The following is a 16,135-nucleotide window of genomic DNA, read 5'->3' on the forward strand; positions in this document are numbered from 1 at the left end:
ACTTATTGCATCTCCACATTTTCGAGTTGAGTTGTGGCTTGTTCAACCACTTCAACTACTTCTTGTACTGGAATGTAGCTATTCGCAATCCAAGCCAAACTTGATTCTGAAATATCAAGGAAGCTTTGTGGATACAAACCAAGCCATAACAGACCGAACGCACAAATTAACAAAATACCAAGCTCACGCGCATTAAGATCTTTTAATGGGTTCGCATAGTGTTGTTTTTGCTCTTCGTTTGGCACACCAAATAACGCTTTATGAATCAGGATTAAACCATATAGACCCGCAAATACTAAGCTGATCGCAGCAATAATCGTGAATGTAGGGAATTGAGCAAATGCACCCATCAAGATGAGGAACTCACCAATGAAGTTACCTAAGCCAGGGATACCTACAAGCGCAGCAATAAAGAACATCAAAAAGAATGGTAAATACTGGAATTGACCACGAATACCACCCATCAAGCGTAAATCACGTGTGTGAAGACGCTCATACACTTGACCACACATAATGAATAATGCTGCTGACGATAAACCGTGAGCCAACATCATGATCATCAGACCTTGGAAAGTCAGGATGTTACCTGCGTAGATTGCAAGTAAAACAAAGCCCATGTGTGAAATCGACGTATACGCCAACAAACGTTTCATATCGGTTTGCTGGAAAGCACACCAAGCACCGTAGAAGATACCGATTAAACCGAAAATGATTGCTACATCAGCAAACTGTGCTGAAGCAACTGGGAAGAATGGAATGACGAAACGAAGTAAACCGTAAGCCGCTGTCTTAATTAAGATACCCGCAAGGTCTACAGAACCTGCTGTAGGTGCTTGTGCGTGCGCGTCTGGTAACCAACCATGCAATGGGAATACTGGAAGTTTGACCGCAAAACCAATAAACAAACAAATCATAAATGCAAAGGCAATTGATGACGTTTGTGGGTTAGCATCCAATGTATTCGCAACAGCGAGTAAATGGTTATAACTGAAGCTGATTGTATCTGTCATCATGAAACCGTAGATCACAAGACCTAAGATACCAATCAACATGATCAGACCAGCCACCTGCGTGTAAATAAAGAATTTAGTCGCAGCGTAAACACGAGATTTACCAGAAGCACCTTTGTGGCCCCAGAGTGCAATCAAGAAGTAGATTGGAACGAGCATCATCTCCCAGAAGAAGAAGAACAAGAACAAATCAACAGCCAAGAATACACCGATCACGCCACCTAAAGACCATAAAAGGTTTAAGTGGAAGAAACCAACGTTCTTCTGAATTTCACCCCAAGAACAGCCAACCGCCAATACACCTAGTAAAGCAGTTAAACCGACCATTAGAAGTGAAAGACCATCCACCGCTAAGTGGATGTTAATGCCAAGGGTTTGAATCCAAGGTACATAGAACTCTGCAGACCAAGTCGGTACAGTTTCACCAATTTGGTAGCTGTAGGTACCTGATTGCCATAAAGCAACGGTGATGCCCAAAGTAATGAGCATACCCACAAGTGCGATATAACGTGGTAGGTGTTGATCTAATTTATCAACGACCCAACAAATAAAACCAGCAATGAACGGAATGAGGATCAGCGCGGGTAAATACCAGTTATTGATGTTTTCCATCTTATTTCCCCACGATCTGAGTCACGATCAGAATCATGATAATCACCACGATACCGAACGCCATGCTCGATGCGTACTCACGCAAAGAACCTGTTTGACGTGAACTAGTGAAGCTATGACCACCTTTAACAATCGCTGGCAATACAAGCCATACGCCATCAATCGGGTCACGACCAATCATTTTTGCAATAAATAAGTAAGGTTTTACAAACACAAGGCCATATAACGCATCGAAACCAAGCGCATTACGACAGATATTTGCAAGTCCAGCACCCAATGAAGTGCGAGCAAAACCTTGAACTGCTTTATAAGCAAAAGCAAATAAGACAACACCAACCGCTAAACCAGCAAGTGCGATTGCAATAGCGACATATTCTGCACCATGCGCACCAGCTTCTAGCGCTTCAGGAATAACAAATGCAGGGATTTGTGCAGCATCAAGAATACTCATGACTGGTGCTTTAAGTACGATTGCCAAACCTGTAGAAAGGACAGCAAGAATCGCTAAAGGAGCCCAGTAAGTTGCACCTTTGATTTCGTGATATGGCGTTTTCTCTTCGCCAAAGAACACAATCCAAATTAAACGGAAAGTATAGATTGATGTTAAGAATGCACCAGCAACACCGACCCAATACAATGTATTGAATACAGGTAAGCCTGCGATATGACTTTGTGTCCACACAGCCGCCAAGATTGCGTCTTTTGAGAAGAAACCAATCGTTAAGAATGGAATCGCTGCTAAGGCACCGCCACCGATCGCGAAACAAGCAAATAAGAATTTATTACGCTTGAACAAACCACCCATTTTGAAAATGTTTTGTTCGTGATGGTATGCAAGAATCACCGCACCTGATGACAAGAACAACAACGCTTTGAAGAATGCGTGTGTCAACATGTGGAATAGACCAGCTTGGTATGCTTCAGCACCTACAGCCATAAACATATAACCCAACTGACTCATGGTTGAGTAAGCAAGAATACGTTTGATGTCGGTTTGAACCAGTGCAGCAAAACCTGCAACTAATAATGTCACCGCTCCTGTGATTGAGATAAACACCATGACTTCTGGTGCCATTTCAAATACAGAGAACATACGGCAGCATAGGTAAACACCTGCTGTAACCATGGTTGCAGCATGGATTAATGCAGATACTGGTGTAGGACCCGCCATCGCGTCTGCTAACCATGTTTGTAATGGGATTTGCGCAGATTTACCTGCAGCACCCAAGAACAACATTAACGCAGTCCAAATGGTTAACGATGAGCTTTGTGTCATTACCACAGGCGCAGCAGCAACGATTTCAGCAATATTCAATGTTCCAAATTGTTGGAAAATTAAGAATAATGCGATGAGTAAGAAAACGTCACCGATACGTGTCACGGTGAATGCTTTAATTGCAGCAGCACCATTTGCTGGATTTTGGTAATAATAACCAATCAGCAAGTATGAGCACAGACCAACACCTTCCCAACCTAAGAATAACAACGCAAGGTTGTCACCCAACACAAGCAATAACATACTTGCAACGAATAGGTTGAAATAAGAGAAGAAACGTGCAAAGTCTTCTTCACCACGCATATACCATGATGCAAAGATATGAATTAAGAAACCCACACCCGTAATCATGCCAAGCATAAGTAAAGATAAACCATCTAAGTGCAAGCTAATGCCTGGTTCAAAACCACCCACACTGAACCAAGTCCAAAGGTGAGTCACTTGAGATGTTTCACCGCTGTTGATGAAATTCATACCAGCCAATAATGCACATAGTGCTGAAAGACCAACTGAACCCACACCAATAATGGCAGCTACAATTTCAGGAAGCTTATTACGCCCTGCCGCTAAAAGGATAAAACCAATGAGCGGAAATAATATGGTTAATGCTAATAAACTCATCCGCGCATCTCACTAGCAGCATCTACATCCAAATGATGGAAGCGATGATAGAACTGAAGGACGATCGCAAGCCCGATACACGCTTCTGCCGCAGCAAGCGTTAAGATCAAGATAAACATGATCTGACCATCTGGTTGCACCCATGCACTACCAGCGAGGACGAATGCAAGCGCTGCTGCATTCATCATGATCTCAAGGCTCATTAACATAAATAAAAGGTTGCGTCGCACCATTACACCGTAGAAACCGAGTGCAAAAAGAATGGTTGCAACAATCAAACCATGCTCTAAAGGGATATTACCCATTATTCTTTTTCCTCTTCTGCACTTGGTTCACGTTTGCCTAAGTGGAATGCAGCAACTAACGCAGCAAGCAATAACATTGCGGCAACTTCAACCAATAATAAATATTGTGTAAAGAGTGCTTGACCAACTTCTTTAGGGCCTACAACTTCTGTACCCATTAAAGGACCAGAAATGCTGTGCTCTGAAGTCATTGTCCAAACTAAAACCAGACCCATTAAAAAGCTCATCAATGCAGGGTAAGCCCAAGCATCAGATGTTAACCATTTACGTTCTTGTTCAACTGTTTGAGAACCAAGGTTCAACATCATCACAACGAAGACGAAAAGAACCATAATTGCACCAGCGTAAACAATAATCTCAAGTGCACCTGCAAATGGTGCACCCACGATCATGAACATACCAGCAACTGCAAGTAACGAAACGATTAAGCTTAAAAGTGCGTGTACTGGATTCGCATTAGTCACAACACGAACCGTAGAAACGATGGCCACAAGTGCCATCAAATAAAATGGCCACATCATGGTAATAAGCTCCGTACATCGACAGGTGCGCTTTCACGCTGAGCCTGACCTTTGTCTTTACCAGCTACAGCCATACCAGTTACACGGTAGAAGTTATAGTCTGGATATTTACCAGGACCAGAAATGAGTAAGTTTTCTTTCTCATAAACTAAGTCTTGACGAACGTATTCACTGAGTTCGAAATCAGGTGTCATCTGAATAGCAGTTGTAGGACATGCTTCTTCACACATACCGCAGAAAATACAACGAGAGAAATTGATACGGAAAAATTCCGGATACCAACGACCATCTTCTTTTTCAGCTTTCTGTAATGAAATACAGCCAACAGGGCAAGCTACAGCACACAAGTTACAAGCTACACAGCGCTCTTCACCATCTGGGTCACGTGTCAATACGATACGGCCACGGAATCGTGGTGGAACGATTTCTTCAGCTTTAACTTCAGGGTATAAAATAGTGTCACGTTTACGTGTTGCGTGGCTAAATACCATCCACAACGAACGTACAATTGACCCAAACCCAGCTAGAATTTTATACATAATGTTCTCCCTGCTGTCCTAGGCCTGATTCATCAGAATCACAGCACCAGTCACCAACAAGTTGACCAACGCTAAAGGCAAACAAATCTTCCAACCAAAGTTCATCACTTGGTCATAACGTGGACGCATTAATGAACCACGTGCCAAGACAAACATCATCACAAAGAATGCTGTTTTAATCATGAACCAGAATGCTGGAGGTAGGAAATCTAGACCAAATGGTGCTAACCAACCACCGAAGAATAAGGTTACGATCAAAGCTGAGATCAGGACAACGTTGACGTATTCCGCAACGAAGAACATCCCCCACTTCATACCACCATATTCGACATGGTAACCTTCCGCCAATTCTTGTTCCGCTTCTGGTTGGTCAAATGGGTGACGATGCGTTACCGCAACACCTGCAACCACGAAGATGAGGAAACCTAAGAATTGTGGAATAACAAACCATACATCTTTTTGAGCTTCTACGATTTCACGCATGTTGAATGAGCCTGCAATTGCAACCACACCCATCAACGAAATACCTAAGAAGACCTCATAAGAAATCGTTTGCGCTGCTGAACGAAGACCACCGAGTAATGCATATTTGTTGTTTGATGACCAACCACCAAATAAAACTGCATACACTGCAATACCCGCCATTGCCATAAAGAACAATAGACCGATACTCATGTCTGCAACACCTAAATAAGGTGATACAGGGATAACCATGAACGATAACACCGCAGTTGCCATCGCAACTGCTGGAGCTAAACGGAAAGTCAATTTATCTGCAAACTTTGGTGTCCAGTCTTCTTTGAACATGATCTTCAGCATGTCGGCAACAATCTGGAACATACCCCCAGGACCTACACGGTTTGGACCGTAACGGTCTTGCCATAAGCCAAGTAAACGACGTTCAATGAAAGACATCAACGCAGCAATCAAAACTACAACGAGTAAGATCACAATCGCTTGAACTACAGAGTAGGCAATTGGCCAGTTCTCAGCCCAAAGCGGCGTTTGACGGATTAATTCTTGTTCCATGAATTATGCTCCTACCGCGACTGATACAGGCTCAGCTAACGATACCGTTGGCGCGAGACCAATTGGGTAACCAATATAACCTGTAGGTAAATATTCAATGACTTGAACAGGAAGAACGATCGAAGCCTCACCTGCTTTCACAGTAATGTTTTGGCCGTCTTTCACATTCAAGCGCGCTGCATCTTGCTCACCCACTGCAAATACCGCCTCTGGAATACGGGACTCCATTGCAGGTGTTTTCACTGTGAATTCACCAGAACCAAAAATATGATGCATTGGAACAAGGCGGAAACTCTCAGCATTTACAAGAACTGGTGCTGGTGCAACGTATGTGCGTGCTGGTAATTTCGCAAGGCGATCAAATAAACGAATACCTGAATCACCGCCTTTTAAAGAACCACCCACTGATTCTTGAAACTTATTCCAAGCTTGTGGTGAGTTCCACCCTGCTGACCACGCAAATGGAACTAACGCTGACGGCGTTTGGTTCCCGACATAACCTTCCATAGAGAATGTTAATGCAGAGTCTTGATCTGTTGGTTGTTTAGGCTCATGAACAGACAACGGCGCACGAAGTGAAGTACGACCAGAGTAACGACGTGGTTCACGTGCCACTTTAAGACCATGGACACGGAAACCAGCATCTGGTGCTACATCTTGAATCGCTTCAAGCGCAGGTACATTCTTGGCAACTGATTCGATGACATCATCAAGCACAGTCCAAGAAATTGCTTTGCCTTTCACGCCAGTTTCAATGGCATGTAACCAACGCCAAGATTCTTTGATCGCAAGTTCTGGTTTGTAGTAACTTGGGTCATATACTTGATAGAAACGTTGTGCACGGCCTTCTTGAGATACCACAGTACCGTCACCTTCAGCAAAGCTCGCTGCAGAAAGAACGATATTCGCTTTTTTCACCGTTTCAGTTTCTGAATGGTCAAGCACGATCACGTCTTTACCAGACAAAGCAGCATCTACTTGCGCCGCAGGTAAACGACGATAAAGGTCGTTTTCTACAATCACGACAGTGTCATAGTCTTGTGCAAATGCTTGCTCAAGGCTGTTACCACCAAAGATTGCTAAGCCCATTGAGTTCACTTCAGGAACAGTCAATGTTAGACCCGCATTGCCCAGATTCTGTGCAACTTGTGCAGCAGCTTCCATAATTGCAGCTTCTTGCAAGCTTGTACCAGAGATAATCAATGGTTTTTTTGCAGCTTTTAAAGTGTCAGCAATGGTTTGAGCAAATGCTTTTGCATCTTCTTCTAAACCAGTAATACTTTCACCTTTCACCGCCGCAGCAACAGCGAAACCTAAACGTGCGATATCATTTGGAGAAGCAACGACTTCACCAGTAGCTACGTCAGATAAACGTGTTTGAGTCGCAGCCAAGATATAAATCGGTGATTTTTCGTCTTGAGCAATACGTTGTACTGGCTCAGCCAACCATTCTTGTGTACGGCGTTCTGCAGCCATTTCTTTGGCTTTGTTCTTCGCAGCTTGGCGTACAGACAATGCCATGCGTGGTGCAGTTTGTGTTAAATCTTCACCGAGAATTAAGACAGCATCGTAACTTTCAATTTCACGCATACCTGGGTTATATACACCCTCGGTTTGCATAATAGATGCAGCAAGTTCAACCAAGTTTTGCTCTTTTTGAGACATACCTGTTGAATAGTTTGCTTGTCCAACCAATTCACGAAGCGCAAAGTTAGACTCAAGAGATGCACGTGGAGAACCAATACCCAACACTTTTTTGCCTTGGATTTTCTCAATCACGGTGTCTAGCGCTGTATCAACTGAAACAGTTTCAACATTTGAACCTGAACGGAATTGCGGTTGACGTGGACGGTCTTCACGGTTCACATAACCCGTACCGAAACGGCCTTTATCGCACAGGAAGTATTGGTTGACTTCACCGTTAAAACGGTTTTCTACACGGCGTAATTCACCATAACGCTCACCCGGAGAGATGTTACAACCTGAAGAACAGCCTTGGCAGACGCTTGGCGCATACTGCATGTCCCATTTACGGTTATAACGTGCAGAGTGTGTTTTGTCTGTGAATACGCCCGTCGGACATACTTCAGTTAAGTTACCCGAGAATTCAGACTCTAAAGTACCTGATTCTGGACGACCAAAATAAACACGTGAAGCGTTTGCATACACACCGAAGTCTGTACCACCTGCGTAGTCTTTATAGTAACGAACACAACGGTAACATGCGATACAACGGTTCATCTCGTGTGCAATGAACGAACCAAGTTCTTGGTTGTAATGCGTACGTTTCGTGAAACGGTAACGACGACGGTCATGTTGTGTCATCACAGTCATATCTTGGAGGTGACAGTGACCACCTTCCTCACAGACTGGACAGTCATGTGGGTGGTTCGTCATCAAGAATTCAACAATAGACGCACGGAAATCTTTTGCTTCTTTGTCTTCAATCGAGATGTAGGTATTGTCAGCTGCAGGTGTCATACATGACATAACTAAACGACCGCGAGTATCTTCTGGATTCGCGTATTGAGTTACAGCACATTGACGGCAAGAACCGACAGAACCTAAGGATGGATGCCAACAAAAGTACGGGATATCAATACCCAAAGACAAGCATGCTTGTAGCAAGTTCTCTGAGCCATTGACTTCATACGATTTGCCATCGACATGAATTGTAGCCATAGTCGAATTCCTTAAGCTTGTTCTACGTTGCTAACTTGAGCAGCGGCATTCACCACTTTCGCTTCAAATTCGCCACGGAAATATTTGAGTGCACCCATGAGTGGTTCCATAGCACCAGGAGCGTGAGCACAGAAAGTCTTACCAATCCAAAGCTTACGTGTAAGCTCTTGCAAATGATCGATGTCTTCTTTCTTGCCTGTACCATCTTCAAGTGCTTTAAGCGCTTTAACCGCCCAAGGTAAACCATCACGACATGGTGTACAGAAACCACATGATTCACGCGCAAAGAATTCTTCTAAGTTACGTGTTGCTGAAACCATACATTGAGTTTCATCAACCACCATGAGCAAACACGTACCTAAACGCGAACCTGCTTTCATGATGCTTTCCGCATCCATTGGAAGATCGATGTGTTCAGCTGCCAAAAAGTCAGTTGATGCACCACCTGGTAACCATGCTTTAAGCTTTAAGCCATCACGCATACCACCCGCATGATCCTCAATCACTTCACGTGCAGTTGTACCGAATGGAAGCTCCCATAGACCTGGGAATTTCACTTTACCTGATGCACCATAAATTTTAGTGCCAGGATCTTTCGACTTACCTGCAGATAAATTGATATACCACTCAGGACCACGCAGCATAATTGCTGGTAAGTTATTGTAGGTTTCTACGTTGTTAACAATCGTAGGACGACCCCAAGCACCTGCAACTTGTGGGAATGGTGGTTTTGTACGTGGATTTGCACGGCGACCTTCAAGCGAGTTGATCAATGCAGTTTCTTCACCACAGATATAACGACCCGCACCAGTGTGCACATGTAGTTCAAAGTTCCAGCCAGAACCAAGGATGTTTTCACCCAAGTAACCTTTGGCACGAATTTGCTCTAAAGCTTGGTTCAAATACTTCGCAGCTTCGATGTATTCACCACGGATAAAAATATAACCATGGGTTGCTTCGAGTGTATAACCTGCAATTAACATCCCTTCGATCAATTGATGAGGAAGTTTTTCCATCAACAAACGGTCTTTGAATGTACCTGGTTCCATCTCATCGGCATTACAAATCAAGTAACGAGGACCTGAATTGTCATTTGGCGCCATGAGCGACCATTTAATCCCTGCAGGGAAACCAGCACCACCACGACCTTTAACAGTCGCTGCTTTAATGATTTCCAATACATCTTTAGGCGGCATTGTGAGTGCTTTCTTGAAACCCTCATACCCTTCAAGAGATTCATAGTCTTCTACACTATGAACAAATTCTTGCTTGCTCAAACGCCATGTTAATGGGTGAGTTTCTGGGTTACCGTCGCCATAAATCGGTTTTGGTTCAGTATTCATACATACTTCTCCAATAACTGTTTCACTGAAGAAACTTCTACTAGACCGTGAGTATCTTCATTAATCATCAAGGTTGGACCCTTATCACAGTTTCCTAAACAGCAAATCGGGAGCAAAGTAAAACGACCATCAGCAGTCGTTTGACCAAATGAAATCCCGAGTTCGCGTTGGAATGCTTCTGCTAAAGTTTCTGCACCCATCAAGAAGCAAGCAATAGAATCACAAAGCAAAATTACGTTGCGACCTACTGGCTGGCGGTAAATACGGTTATAGAATGTTGCCACACCTTCCAAATCAGCGAGGCTCATTGACAACATCTGCGCAATCGCATTCATTTGCGCATCATCCACCCAACCATTACGACGTTGAACGCATTTAAGCGCATCTAAACATGCCGCACGTGGGTATGGGTAATGACCAATGTGATGCTCGATTTCGTGGATTTCTTCCGCAGTTAAAATCCCTTCGACATTCACACGTGGCTTTTTATCAGTCAAAATCATCATAATGCGTACCCCTTAGCGATCCACGTCAGCCATTACGACATCAATCGTCGCTAAATAAATGATTAAGTCAGATACAAGACTGCCGTTAATTACAGAAGGAATTTGCTGTAAGTGCGTGAAGGTTGGTGTACGAATACGGGTACGGTAACTCATCGTTGACTTGTCTGAAGTCAAGTAGTAGTTAGATGCACCTTTTACCACTTCCGCCATAACAGATGCTTCACCTGCTGGCATGACAGGACCCCATGACACGCTTAAGAAGTGCGTAATCAAAGTTTCAATGTCTTGTAGTGTCTTATCTTTCGGTGGTGGAACAGCCAATGGGTGATCCGCTTTATAAGGACCAGATGGCATGTTATCCAAGCACTGCTTGATGATTTTTAAAGATTGTTCGATTTCACGGTAGTGAACGATCACACGTGCATATGCATCGCCTTCGTACTCTACAGGCACTTCGAAGTCGTAATTTTCATAACCGCTATATGGACGATATTTACGTACGTCAAAATCAATACCTGTTGCACGTAAACCTGTACCTGTTACACCCCATGCCAATGCAGATTTTGCATCGTATTGAGCAACATTACGGGTACGACCTTCAAATACCGAGTTTTTCAGTGCTGCAGTATGATATTCCTTCAAACGTTTAGGCATCCAATCCAAAATTTCACGGATCAAATGTTGCCAATTGTTTGGAAGATCATGTGCTGTACCACCGATACGGAACCATGCTGGGTGCATACGGTAACCAGTGATTGCTTCAATCGCGTCATATATCTTTTGACGATCGGCGAACATATAGAATACAGGGGTCATACCGCCGGCATCCTGAATCGCTGTACCGATGTAAAGCAAGTGGTTATTAATACGGAATAGTTCCGACATCATGACACGAATACATTGTGCACGTTCTGGCACAGTGATCCCTGCCATCTGCTCCACACCCATCACATAAGGCATGTTTTGCGCACAACCACCTAAGTAGTCAACACGGTCTGTATACGGAATGAATGAATGCCAAGTTTGACGTTCAGCCATCTTTTCCACACCACGGTGGTGATAACCGATATCTGGCACACAGTCTTTCACTTCTTCGCCATCTAACTGCAAGATCACACGGAATGCACCATGCGCAGATGGATGGTTAGGACCCAAGTTCAGGAACATGAAGTCTTCATCAGCATTACCGCGTTTTAGACCCCAATCTTCAGGCACAAAACGTAAATGCTCTTGTTCGAAATCTTGTTTCGCTTGGTTCTGACGATAAGGTGTGTATTCAGTCGCACGTGCAGAATATTCTTTACGCAACGGATGACCTTCCCAATACGTTGGCAATAAAATACGACGGAGCATTGGATGCCCTTCGAAGTTAATGCCGAACATATCGTAAGCTTCACGTTCGTACCAGTTGGCATTTGGCCAAATGTTGGTTGCTGTTGGAATATTGAGATCAGACTCATTCAACGCAACTTTAATACGAATATCCGTATTACGCTCTAGTGACAACAAGTGATAGAACACAGTGAAGTCAGACGCAGGTAACCCATCGCGGTGAGTACGTAAACGCTCATCTACCGCTGACAAGTCAAACAACATCACGTAAGGACGTGACACTGTACGCAAGAACATTAATACGTCTTGTACACGTGAGCGCTCAACCCAGACTGTTGGAAAGTCTTCAAAAGTCGTTTGCACGTAGAAATTCTCACCAAACTTGGTTTTGAGCTCTTCTACAATTGCAAATGCTGGGCGTGAATCAACTGGAGTTGATTCTGGCATAGCAATGTCAGTTTCAGCCATTGGCTTGGCTTCCTATTTAATACAAATTCATTCAACCAAAACGACAATTACACCCAAGCGGGTGCATCAATATTATTTGCCGTTAAGATTATTTAATTTCATCCATAGAGCGTAAGTGTTTTACTGCAATACGTTCAGCATTCTTACGGTCACGTTCAGGCTGCATCTTTGGCTTATAAACTGGCTTAAGATCATCACCGATCACCGCAGAAAGCGGACGACGCTCTAATTGAATTTGGTCTTGCAATAACATCAACGCTTGGATTAATGCTTCAGGACGCGGTGGGCAACCTGGAATATACACATCCACTGGAATGATTTTATCGACACCTTGTACAACCGAGTAAATGTCATACATACCGCCAGAGTTTGCGCATGCACCCATTGAGATCACCCATTTAGGTTCTAACATTTGCTCATAAAGGCGTTGAATTACAGGTGCCATCTTGACGAAGCATGTACCCGCTACAATCATCAAGTCCGCTTGACGTGGTGAAGCACGAATTACTTCGGCACCAAAACGTGACAAGTCATGCACGCCTGTTAAAGTCGTTGCATACTCTACGTAGCAGCAAGATGTACCAAAGTTGAACGGCCAAACTGAGTTTTTACGACCCCAGTTTACTGCTGTATGCGCCAAATCCTCTAAACGAGTCATGAACACATTCTTATTCACTTCTTCTTGTAGAAGCGGATCTTCTACAACGATACGCTCTTGAAGTGGATACTGATCAGCATCCGGATTCGCACGGGTTAATGTATATTTCATCCCGTATTACTCCTTATCAGATGATGTAGTCGTTGGCGAAGCTTTTACACGACCAGATGATTGCGCTGGAATTTGACCTGTAGGGTCAACCACCAACTCCTCAATTGAGTTGAAGCGAGTAATTTCTGCGAGATCCATATTTGGCGAACCAATTTTAGGTTTAATCCCTGCTGCTTTACGCTTATCAGATGGCGCCCAATTTAATGCACCAGTAGACAACTCATAAATCAAGCCAACGAGTAAAACTAAAATAAATACAGCTGCTGCTGCAAAACCGATCCAACCCACTTCACGAACTGACGTAGCCCATGCATAGAGATAGAGCGCTTCTAAGTCAAACACAACGAAGAAGATTGCAACCAAATAGAATTTTGCAGATAGACGAATTCGTGCTCCACCAGCACTAACTACGCCTGACTCGAACTGCTCTTGCTTAGCACGTCCCCACGATTTACCCCCTAGGAGTAGCGGGACAGTGAGCATAAAGACGCATAAAAATGTAACGCCGATCACGAAGGCAATTATTGCCCAATCGTATGGAGTAATGGCACTCATGCGGGGATAACTCCTGGCAGGCCTATTTATTAACAAAGAATGTATGTATTGGCCTTCAAATACACCAAACACAAAATTAATCCCGCCAATTGTACCTGATTTATGATTTCTGTTGCTAGCCAATCCCTCTAAGTCTTTAGGATGAATTTTGCCCTTTTTCCAGATTTGATGGTGATTAAAGTCAATAAAACCTTATTTAATCGTAGAAAGTTATCAAGGTGATAATACTGATTATTTTTTCCGAATAATCATTCAAAAAATTCAAGCGGCCTCAATCCACCTACTATTACTTTCTTAGTTTTACCATTCGTGTTAGGTCAGCTTTTTTTGCACCAATATGGCTCAATTATTTTTGATTTATTCTATTTTAAAAGTTTTAAATTTTAATTGCTTACAATGTTTTAATTAACTTTATACAAATCGTGCTGATTTTCGTTATATGCTCAATTAAATAATAAGGAGAAGATCTATGAGTCTAGAATTCACACACAAACCTAACTATTTTTTATTTGCTCAGTTGATCGTCCATCATTTAGACAGCTATATCAAAAAACATCCTGATGCAACGAATGCTATTTTTGATTTACGCGATATTTATCAAATTTTCCGCCAAGACCTCGCCTCTACAACCACTAATCTTGATGCTATTCTCAATATCGCAGATGAATATACAGTTGAGACCATTCACGGGGATCAAAAACTGATTAGCAATTATCATATTGATGCAACCAATAACAGTTTACTGATCGATTTCAATGCCGATGCCTTAAATGCACTTAAACAAGGAAAACGCATCATTGAACCGAATGCCAATAATTACCAATAAAAAGCAATATAAAATATAAAAAAAGCGCTTAATCGCGCTTTTTTAATTCTTGCTTTATTCTGATGTTTGACTGGTTTGAACAATCTTCTTCTTTTTAAATCTTTTAGCTGGCCATTGCATAGTAAATCGTGCACCGCCCATTTTAGGACTTTGATCCACTTGAATCGAACCGCCAAACCAATAAGCGATTCGACTTACAATAGACAAACCTAAACCATATCCGCCTGAGGCACGTGTACGACTATCATCCAAGCGAGCAAAAGCTTCAAAGACTCGCTTACGATCCTCTTCTGGAATCCCCGGACCATCATCTTCAACTGAAATATACGCCATTCCCTGCGCATCAATCCCACCAGTGATCAGCACTGTATCATCGCAGTATCGGATCGCATTTCCGACTAAGTTTTGTACTACACGATGTAAATAACGGCGTTCAGCATCCACCACCAAAGCTTGTGATGGCAAATGTAATTGAATATTTTTATTGGTTTTTAATGCTTTAGTTTCAATAGCGACTTGCTCAAGCACTTCGTATAGTCGAATTTCCTCAAAATCAATAGAAGGCATGCCTTGCTCAAGCTTAGCATAGGTCATGATTTCATCAATGAGGGTATTTAAAGCCTCAATGTCTTTATCAATCATTTCTACTTGTTGCTGACGATACTCATAATCCTCTTCATCAACCAACATTTCCATACCAAAGCGAATACGTGCTACTGGCGTTCGCAGCTCATGTGATACAGCTCTCATTAACTCTCGCTGAGCTTCGATCAAACGCTGTATATGATCTGACATACTGTTATAGCTGGCTGCCAAATGTGCTAACTCATCATATCCTTCGACAGGAACGCGAACGGACATATCCCCTTTTTGCATAACATTTAAGGCTGAGTTAACTTGCTTCAACTTGCGTTGCATTGGGACAATCAGACCATACACACCAAGCGACAAAATAAACATACTCAGCAAAGTAATCCCTGCCGCCAATTGGAATGGCATCCAATTGAACATTGGCACTGGTCCCATCACCAAGACATCACCAGACGAATTCGTCATTGGAGAAATGACAGAAATCGTAGTACCACGAATGCTAGCGCTATCCTGATACAGGATAACCCCTTGATCCGCACGTAAACGACCAATTTGCTCGGAATCTAAATTGAGATCAGAAAGATTTTGAATGCTTAAATCATAAGAAAAGTGTTGCTTAATTTTTGCAAGATATTCCCTTTCCTGCCCTGGATAATAAACCAAGTATTCCCATACAAAAATTGGCAAGGCCTTCATTTGACGCTCACCAATATTATCCACTTTCACATAAAGTAAATGCTCAGGGTCATCTATTAAACCAATAATGACATAAGCAATACTTTCTTTGGCGTCATACCGCACCACTGCTTTGCGCTTTTCTAAACGATATTTTTCGGTGCGTGAAAGTTCGACTTTATCAGATTCTAGATAATAGATTGGAAGTTCGAGCAAATCAGATGCATCTGATATCCAATCCATTCTTTGTTGCATGGTTTGTTGTCTTGAAACACCCTCGCTAATGACGTACGAAATCCCATCAGTCAATGACTCACGGTATTCCTGCGCGCGTTGATAGTTGATGATTTGCACAAGCAAATAACCAAATATGGCAACCAGCACCACCAAAATGACGAGACCTGCGTAGATACGCAGGAATATACTGTGTTTAGACACTAAGGTATGACCTTCTGAGGAGTGAGGGCATTACCGC

14 protein-coding genes are annotated in these 16,135 nt (G+C 42.9%); 1 reads left to right on the forward strand and 13 read right to left on the reverse strand.

Annotated features, from left to right (window positions below; genetic code table 11):
• Nucleotides 1-2: 2 nt before the first annotated feature.
• From nuoM to AC1M9P_RS08355, 12 genes are all read right to left on the reverse strand, one after another.
• Nucleotides 3-1,622, reverse strand: a complete 1,620-nt coding sequence (gene nuoM / locus AC1M9P_RS08300) for an NADH-quinone oxidoreductase subunit M (protein ID WP_481587295.1) — start codon at nt 1,620-1,622, stop codon at nt 3-5.
• A 1-nt stretch (nt 1,623) separates the two neighbouring features.
• Nucleotides 1,624-3,519 (reverse strand): NADH-quinone oxidoreductase subunit L, encoded by a 1,896-nt coding sequence (gene nuoL / locus AC1M9P_RS08305; protein ID WP_481587296.1) that lies wholly within the window; start codon nt 3,517-3,519, stop codon nt 1,624-1,626.
• Nucleotides 3,516-3,824 carry an NADH-quinone oxidoreductase subunit NuoK gene (gene nuoK, locus AC1M9P_RS08310; protein WP_004695395.1) on the reverse strand — a complete coding sequence of 103 codons (309 nt, stop codon included), beginning with the start codon at nt 3,822-3,824 and terminating at the stop codon, nt 3,516-3,518. The genes nuoL and nuoK overlap by 4 nt, the downstream gene beginning before the upstream one ends.
• Nucleotides 3,824-4,342 carry an NADH-quinone oxidoreductase subunit J gene (gene nuoJ, locus AC1M9P_RS08315; RefSeq protein ID WP_171076777.1) on the reverse strand — a complete coding sequence of 173 codons (519 nt, stop codon included), beginning with the start codon at nt 4,340-4,342 and terminating at the stop codon, nt 3,824-3,826. The genes nuoK and nuoJ overlap by 1 nt, the downstream gene beginning before the upstream one ends.
• Complete coding sequence (nuoI, locus tag AC1M9P_RS08320; protein WP_035267267.1) at nt 4,342-4,884, reverse strand: NADH-quinone oxidoreductase subunit NuoI; 543 nt, start codon at nt 4,882-4,884, stop codon at nt 4,342-4,344. Before nuoI ends, nuoJ begins: the two co-directional genes overlap by 1 nt.
• Nucleotides 4,885-4,902: 18 nt before the next feature.
• The gene (gene nuoH, locus AC1M9P_RS08325) at nt 4,903-5,913 is read right to left on the reverse strand and encodes an NADH-quinone oxidoreductase subunit NuoH (protein ID WP_035267266.1); all 1,011 of its coding nucleotides are present in this window, start codon (nt 5,911-5,913) and stop codon (nt 4,903-4,905) included.
• A gap of 3 nt (nt 5,914-5,916) precedes the next feature.
• A complete protein-coding gene (gene nuoG, locus AC1M9P_RS08330) occupies nt 5,917-8,595 on the reverse strand; it encodes an NADH-quinone oxidoreductase subunit NuoG (protein WP_481587297.1) in 2,679 nt (892 codons plus the stop codon).
• A gap of 11 nt (nt 8,596-8,606) precedes the next feature.
• The gene (nuoF, locus tag AC1M9P_RS08335; RefSeq protein WP_481587298.1) at nt 8,607-9,938 is read right to left on the reverse strand and encodes an NADH-quinone oxidoreductase subunit NuoF; all 1,332 of its coding nucleotides are present in this window, start codon (nt 9,936-9,938) and stop codon (nt 8,607-8,609) included.
• Nucleotides 9,935-10,444 carry an NADH-quinone oxidoreductase subunit NuoE gene (nuoE, locus tag AC1M9P_RS08340; protein WP_035267260.1) on the reverse strand — a complete coding sequence of 170 codons (510 nt, stop codon included), beginning with the start codon at nt 10,442-10,444 and terminating at the stop codon, nt 9,935-9,937. The genes nuoF and nuoE overlap by 4 nt, the downstream gene beginning before the upstream one ends.
• Nucleotides 10,445-10,456: 12 nt before the next feature.
• Nucleotides 10,457-12,244: an NADH-quinone oxidoreductase subunit C/D gene (gene nuoC / locus AC1M9P_RS08345; protein WP_035267259.1), complete on the reverse strand. Its 1,788-nt coding sequence runs from the start codon at nt 12,242-12,244 to the stop codon at nt 10,457-10,459.
• An 88-nt stretch (nt 12,245-12,332) separates the two neighbouring features.
• Nucleotides 12,333-13,013, reverse strand: coding sequence for a NuoB/complex I 20 kDa subunit family protein (locus AC1M9P_RS08350; RefSeq protein WP_035267257.1), 681 nt, complete (start codon nt 13,011-13,013; stop codon nt 12,333-12,335).
• Nucleotides 13,014-13,019: 6 nt separating this feature from the next.
• Complete coding sequence (locus AC1M9P_RS08355) at nt 13,020-13,568, reverse strand: NADH-quinone oxidoreductase subunit A (RefSeq protein WP_481587299.1); 549 nt, start codon at nt 13,566-13,568, stop codon at nt 13,020-13,022.
• A 469-nt stretch (nt 13,569-14,037) separates the two neighbouring features.
• Here AC1M9P_RS08355 and AC1M9P_RS08360 point away from each other — a divergent pair, with 469 nt between their 5' ends.
• Nucleotides 14,038-14,394, forward strand: coding sequence for a hypothetical protein (locus tag AC1M9P_RS08360; RefSeq protein WP_092766947.1), 357 nt, complete (start codon nt 14,038-14,040; stop codon nt 14,392-14,394).
• Between the two features lie 54 nt (nt 14,395-14,448).
• Here the strand turns inward: AC1M9P_RS08360 and bfmS are convergent, their stop codons facing one another.
• Nucleotides 14,449-16,098, reverse strand: coding sequence for a sensor histidine kinase BfmS (bfmS, locus tag AC1M9P_RS08365; RefSeq protein WP_092766946.1), 1,650 nt, complete (start codon nt 16,096-16,098; stop codon nt 14,449-14,451).
• Nucleotides 16,099-16,135: the final 37 nt, after the last annotated feature.

This window comes from Acinetobacter sp. 25-47-122, assembly GCF_056779695.1.

What these genes read in the sequence shown, in the direction of transcription:
- nuoM (WP_481587295.1), bottom strand. Translation starts at nt 1,622, where the DNA reads ATGGAAAACATCAATAACTGGTATTTACCCGCGCTGATCCTCATTCCG.
- nuoL (WP_481587296.1), bottom strand. Translation starts at nt 3,519, where the DNA reads ATGAGTTTATTAGCATTAACCATATTATTTCCGCTCATTGGTTTTATC.
- nuoK (WP_004695395.1), bottom strand. Translation starts at nt 3,824, where the DNA reads ATGGGTAATATCCCTTTAGAGCATGGTTTGATTGTTGCAACCATTCTT.
- nuoJ (WP_171076777.1), bottom strand. Translation starts at nt 4,342, where the DNA reads ATGTGGCCATTTTATTTGATGGCACTTGTGGCCATCGTTTCTACGGTT.
- nuoI (WP_035267267.1), bottom strand. Translation starts at nt 4,884, where the DNA reads ATGTATAAAATTCTAGCTGGGTTTGGGTCAATTGTACGTTCGTTGTGG.
- nuoH (WP_035267266.1), bottom strand. Translation starts at nt 5,913, where the DNA reads ATGGAACAAGAATTAATCCGTCAAACGCCGCTTTGGGCTGAGAACTGG.
- nuoG (WP_481587297.1), bottom strand. Translation starts at nt 8,595, where the DNA reads ATGGCTACAATTCATGTCGATGGCAAATCGTATGAAGTCAATGGCTCA.
- nuoF (WP_481587298.1), bottom strand. Translation starts at nt 9,938, where the DNA reads ATGAATACTGAACCAAAACCGATTTATGGCGACGGTAACCCAGAAACT.
- nuoE (WP_035267260.1), bottom strand. Translation starts at nt 10,444, where the DNA reads ATGATGATTTTGACTGATAAAAAGCCACGTGTGAATGTCGAAGGGATT.
- nuoC (WP_035267259.1), bottom strand. Translation starts at nt 12,244, where the DNA reads ATGGCTGAAACTGACATTGCTATGCCAGAATCAACTCCAGTTGATTCA.
- AC1M9P_RS08350 (WP_035267257.1), bottom strand. Translation starts at nt 13,013, where the DNA reads ATGAAATATACATTAACCCGTGCGAATCCGGATGCTGATCAGTATCCA.
- AC1M9P_RS08355 (WP_481587299.1), bottom strand. Translation starts at nt 13,568, where the DNA reads ATGAGTGCCATTACTCCATACGATTGGGCAATAATTGCCTTCGTGATC.
- AC1M9P_RS08360 (WP_092766947.1), top strand. Translation starts at nt 14,038, where the DNA reads ATGAGTCTAGAATTCACACACAAACCTAACTATTTTTTATTTGCTCAG.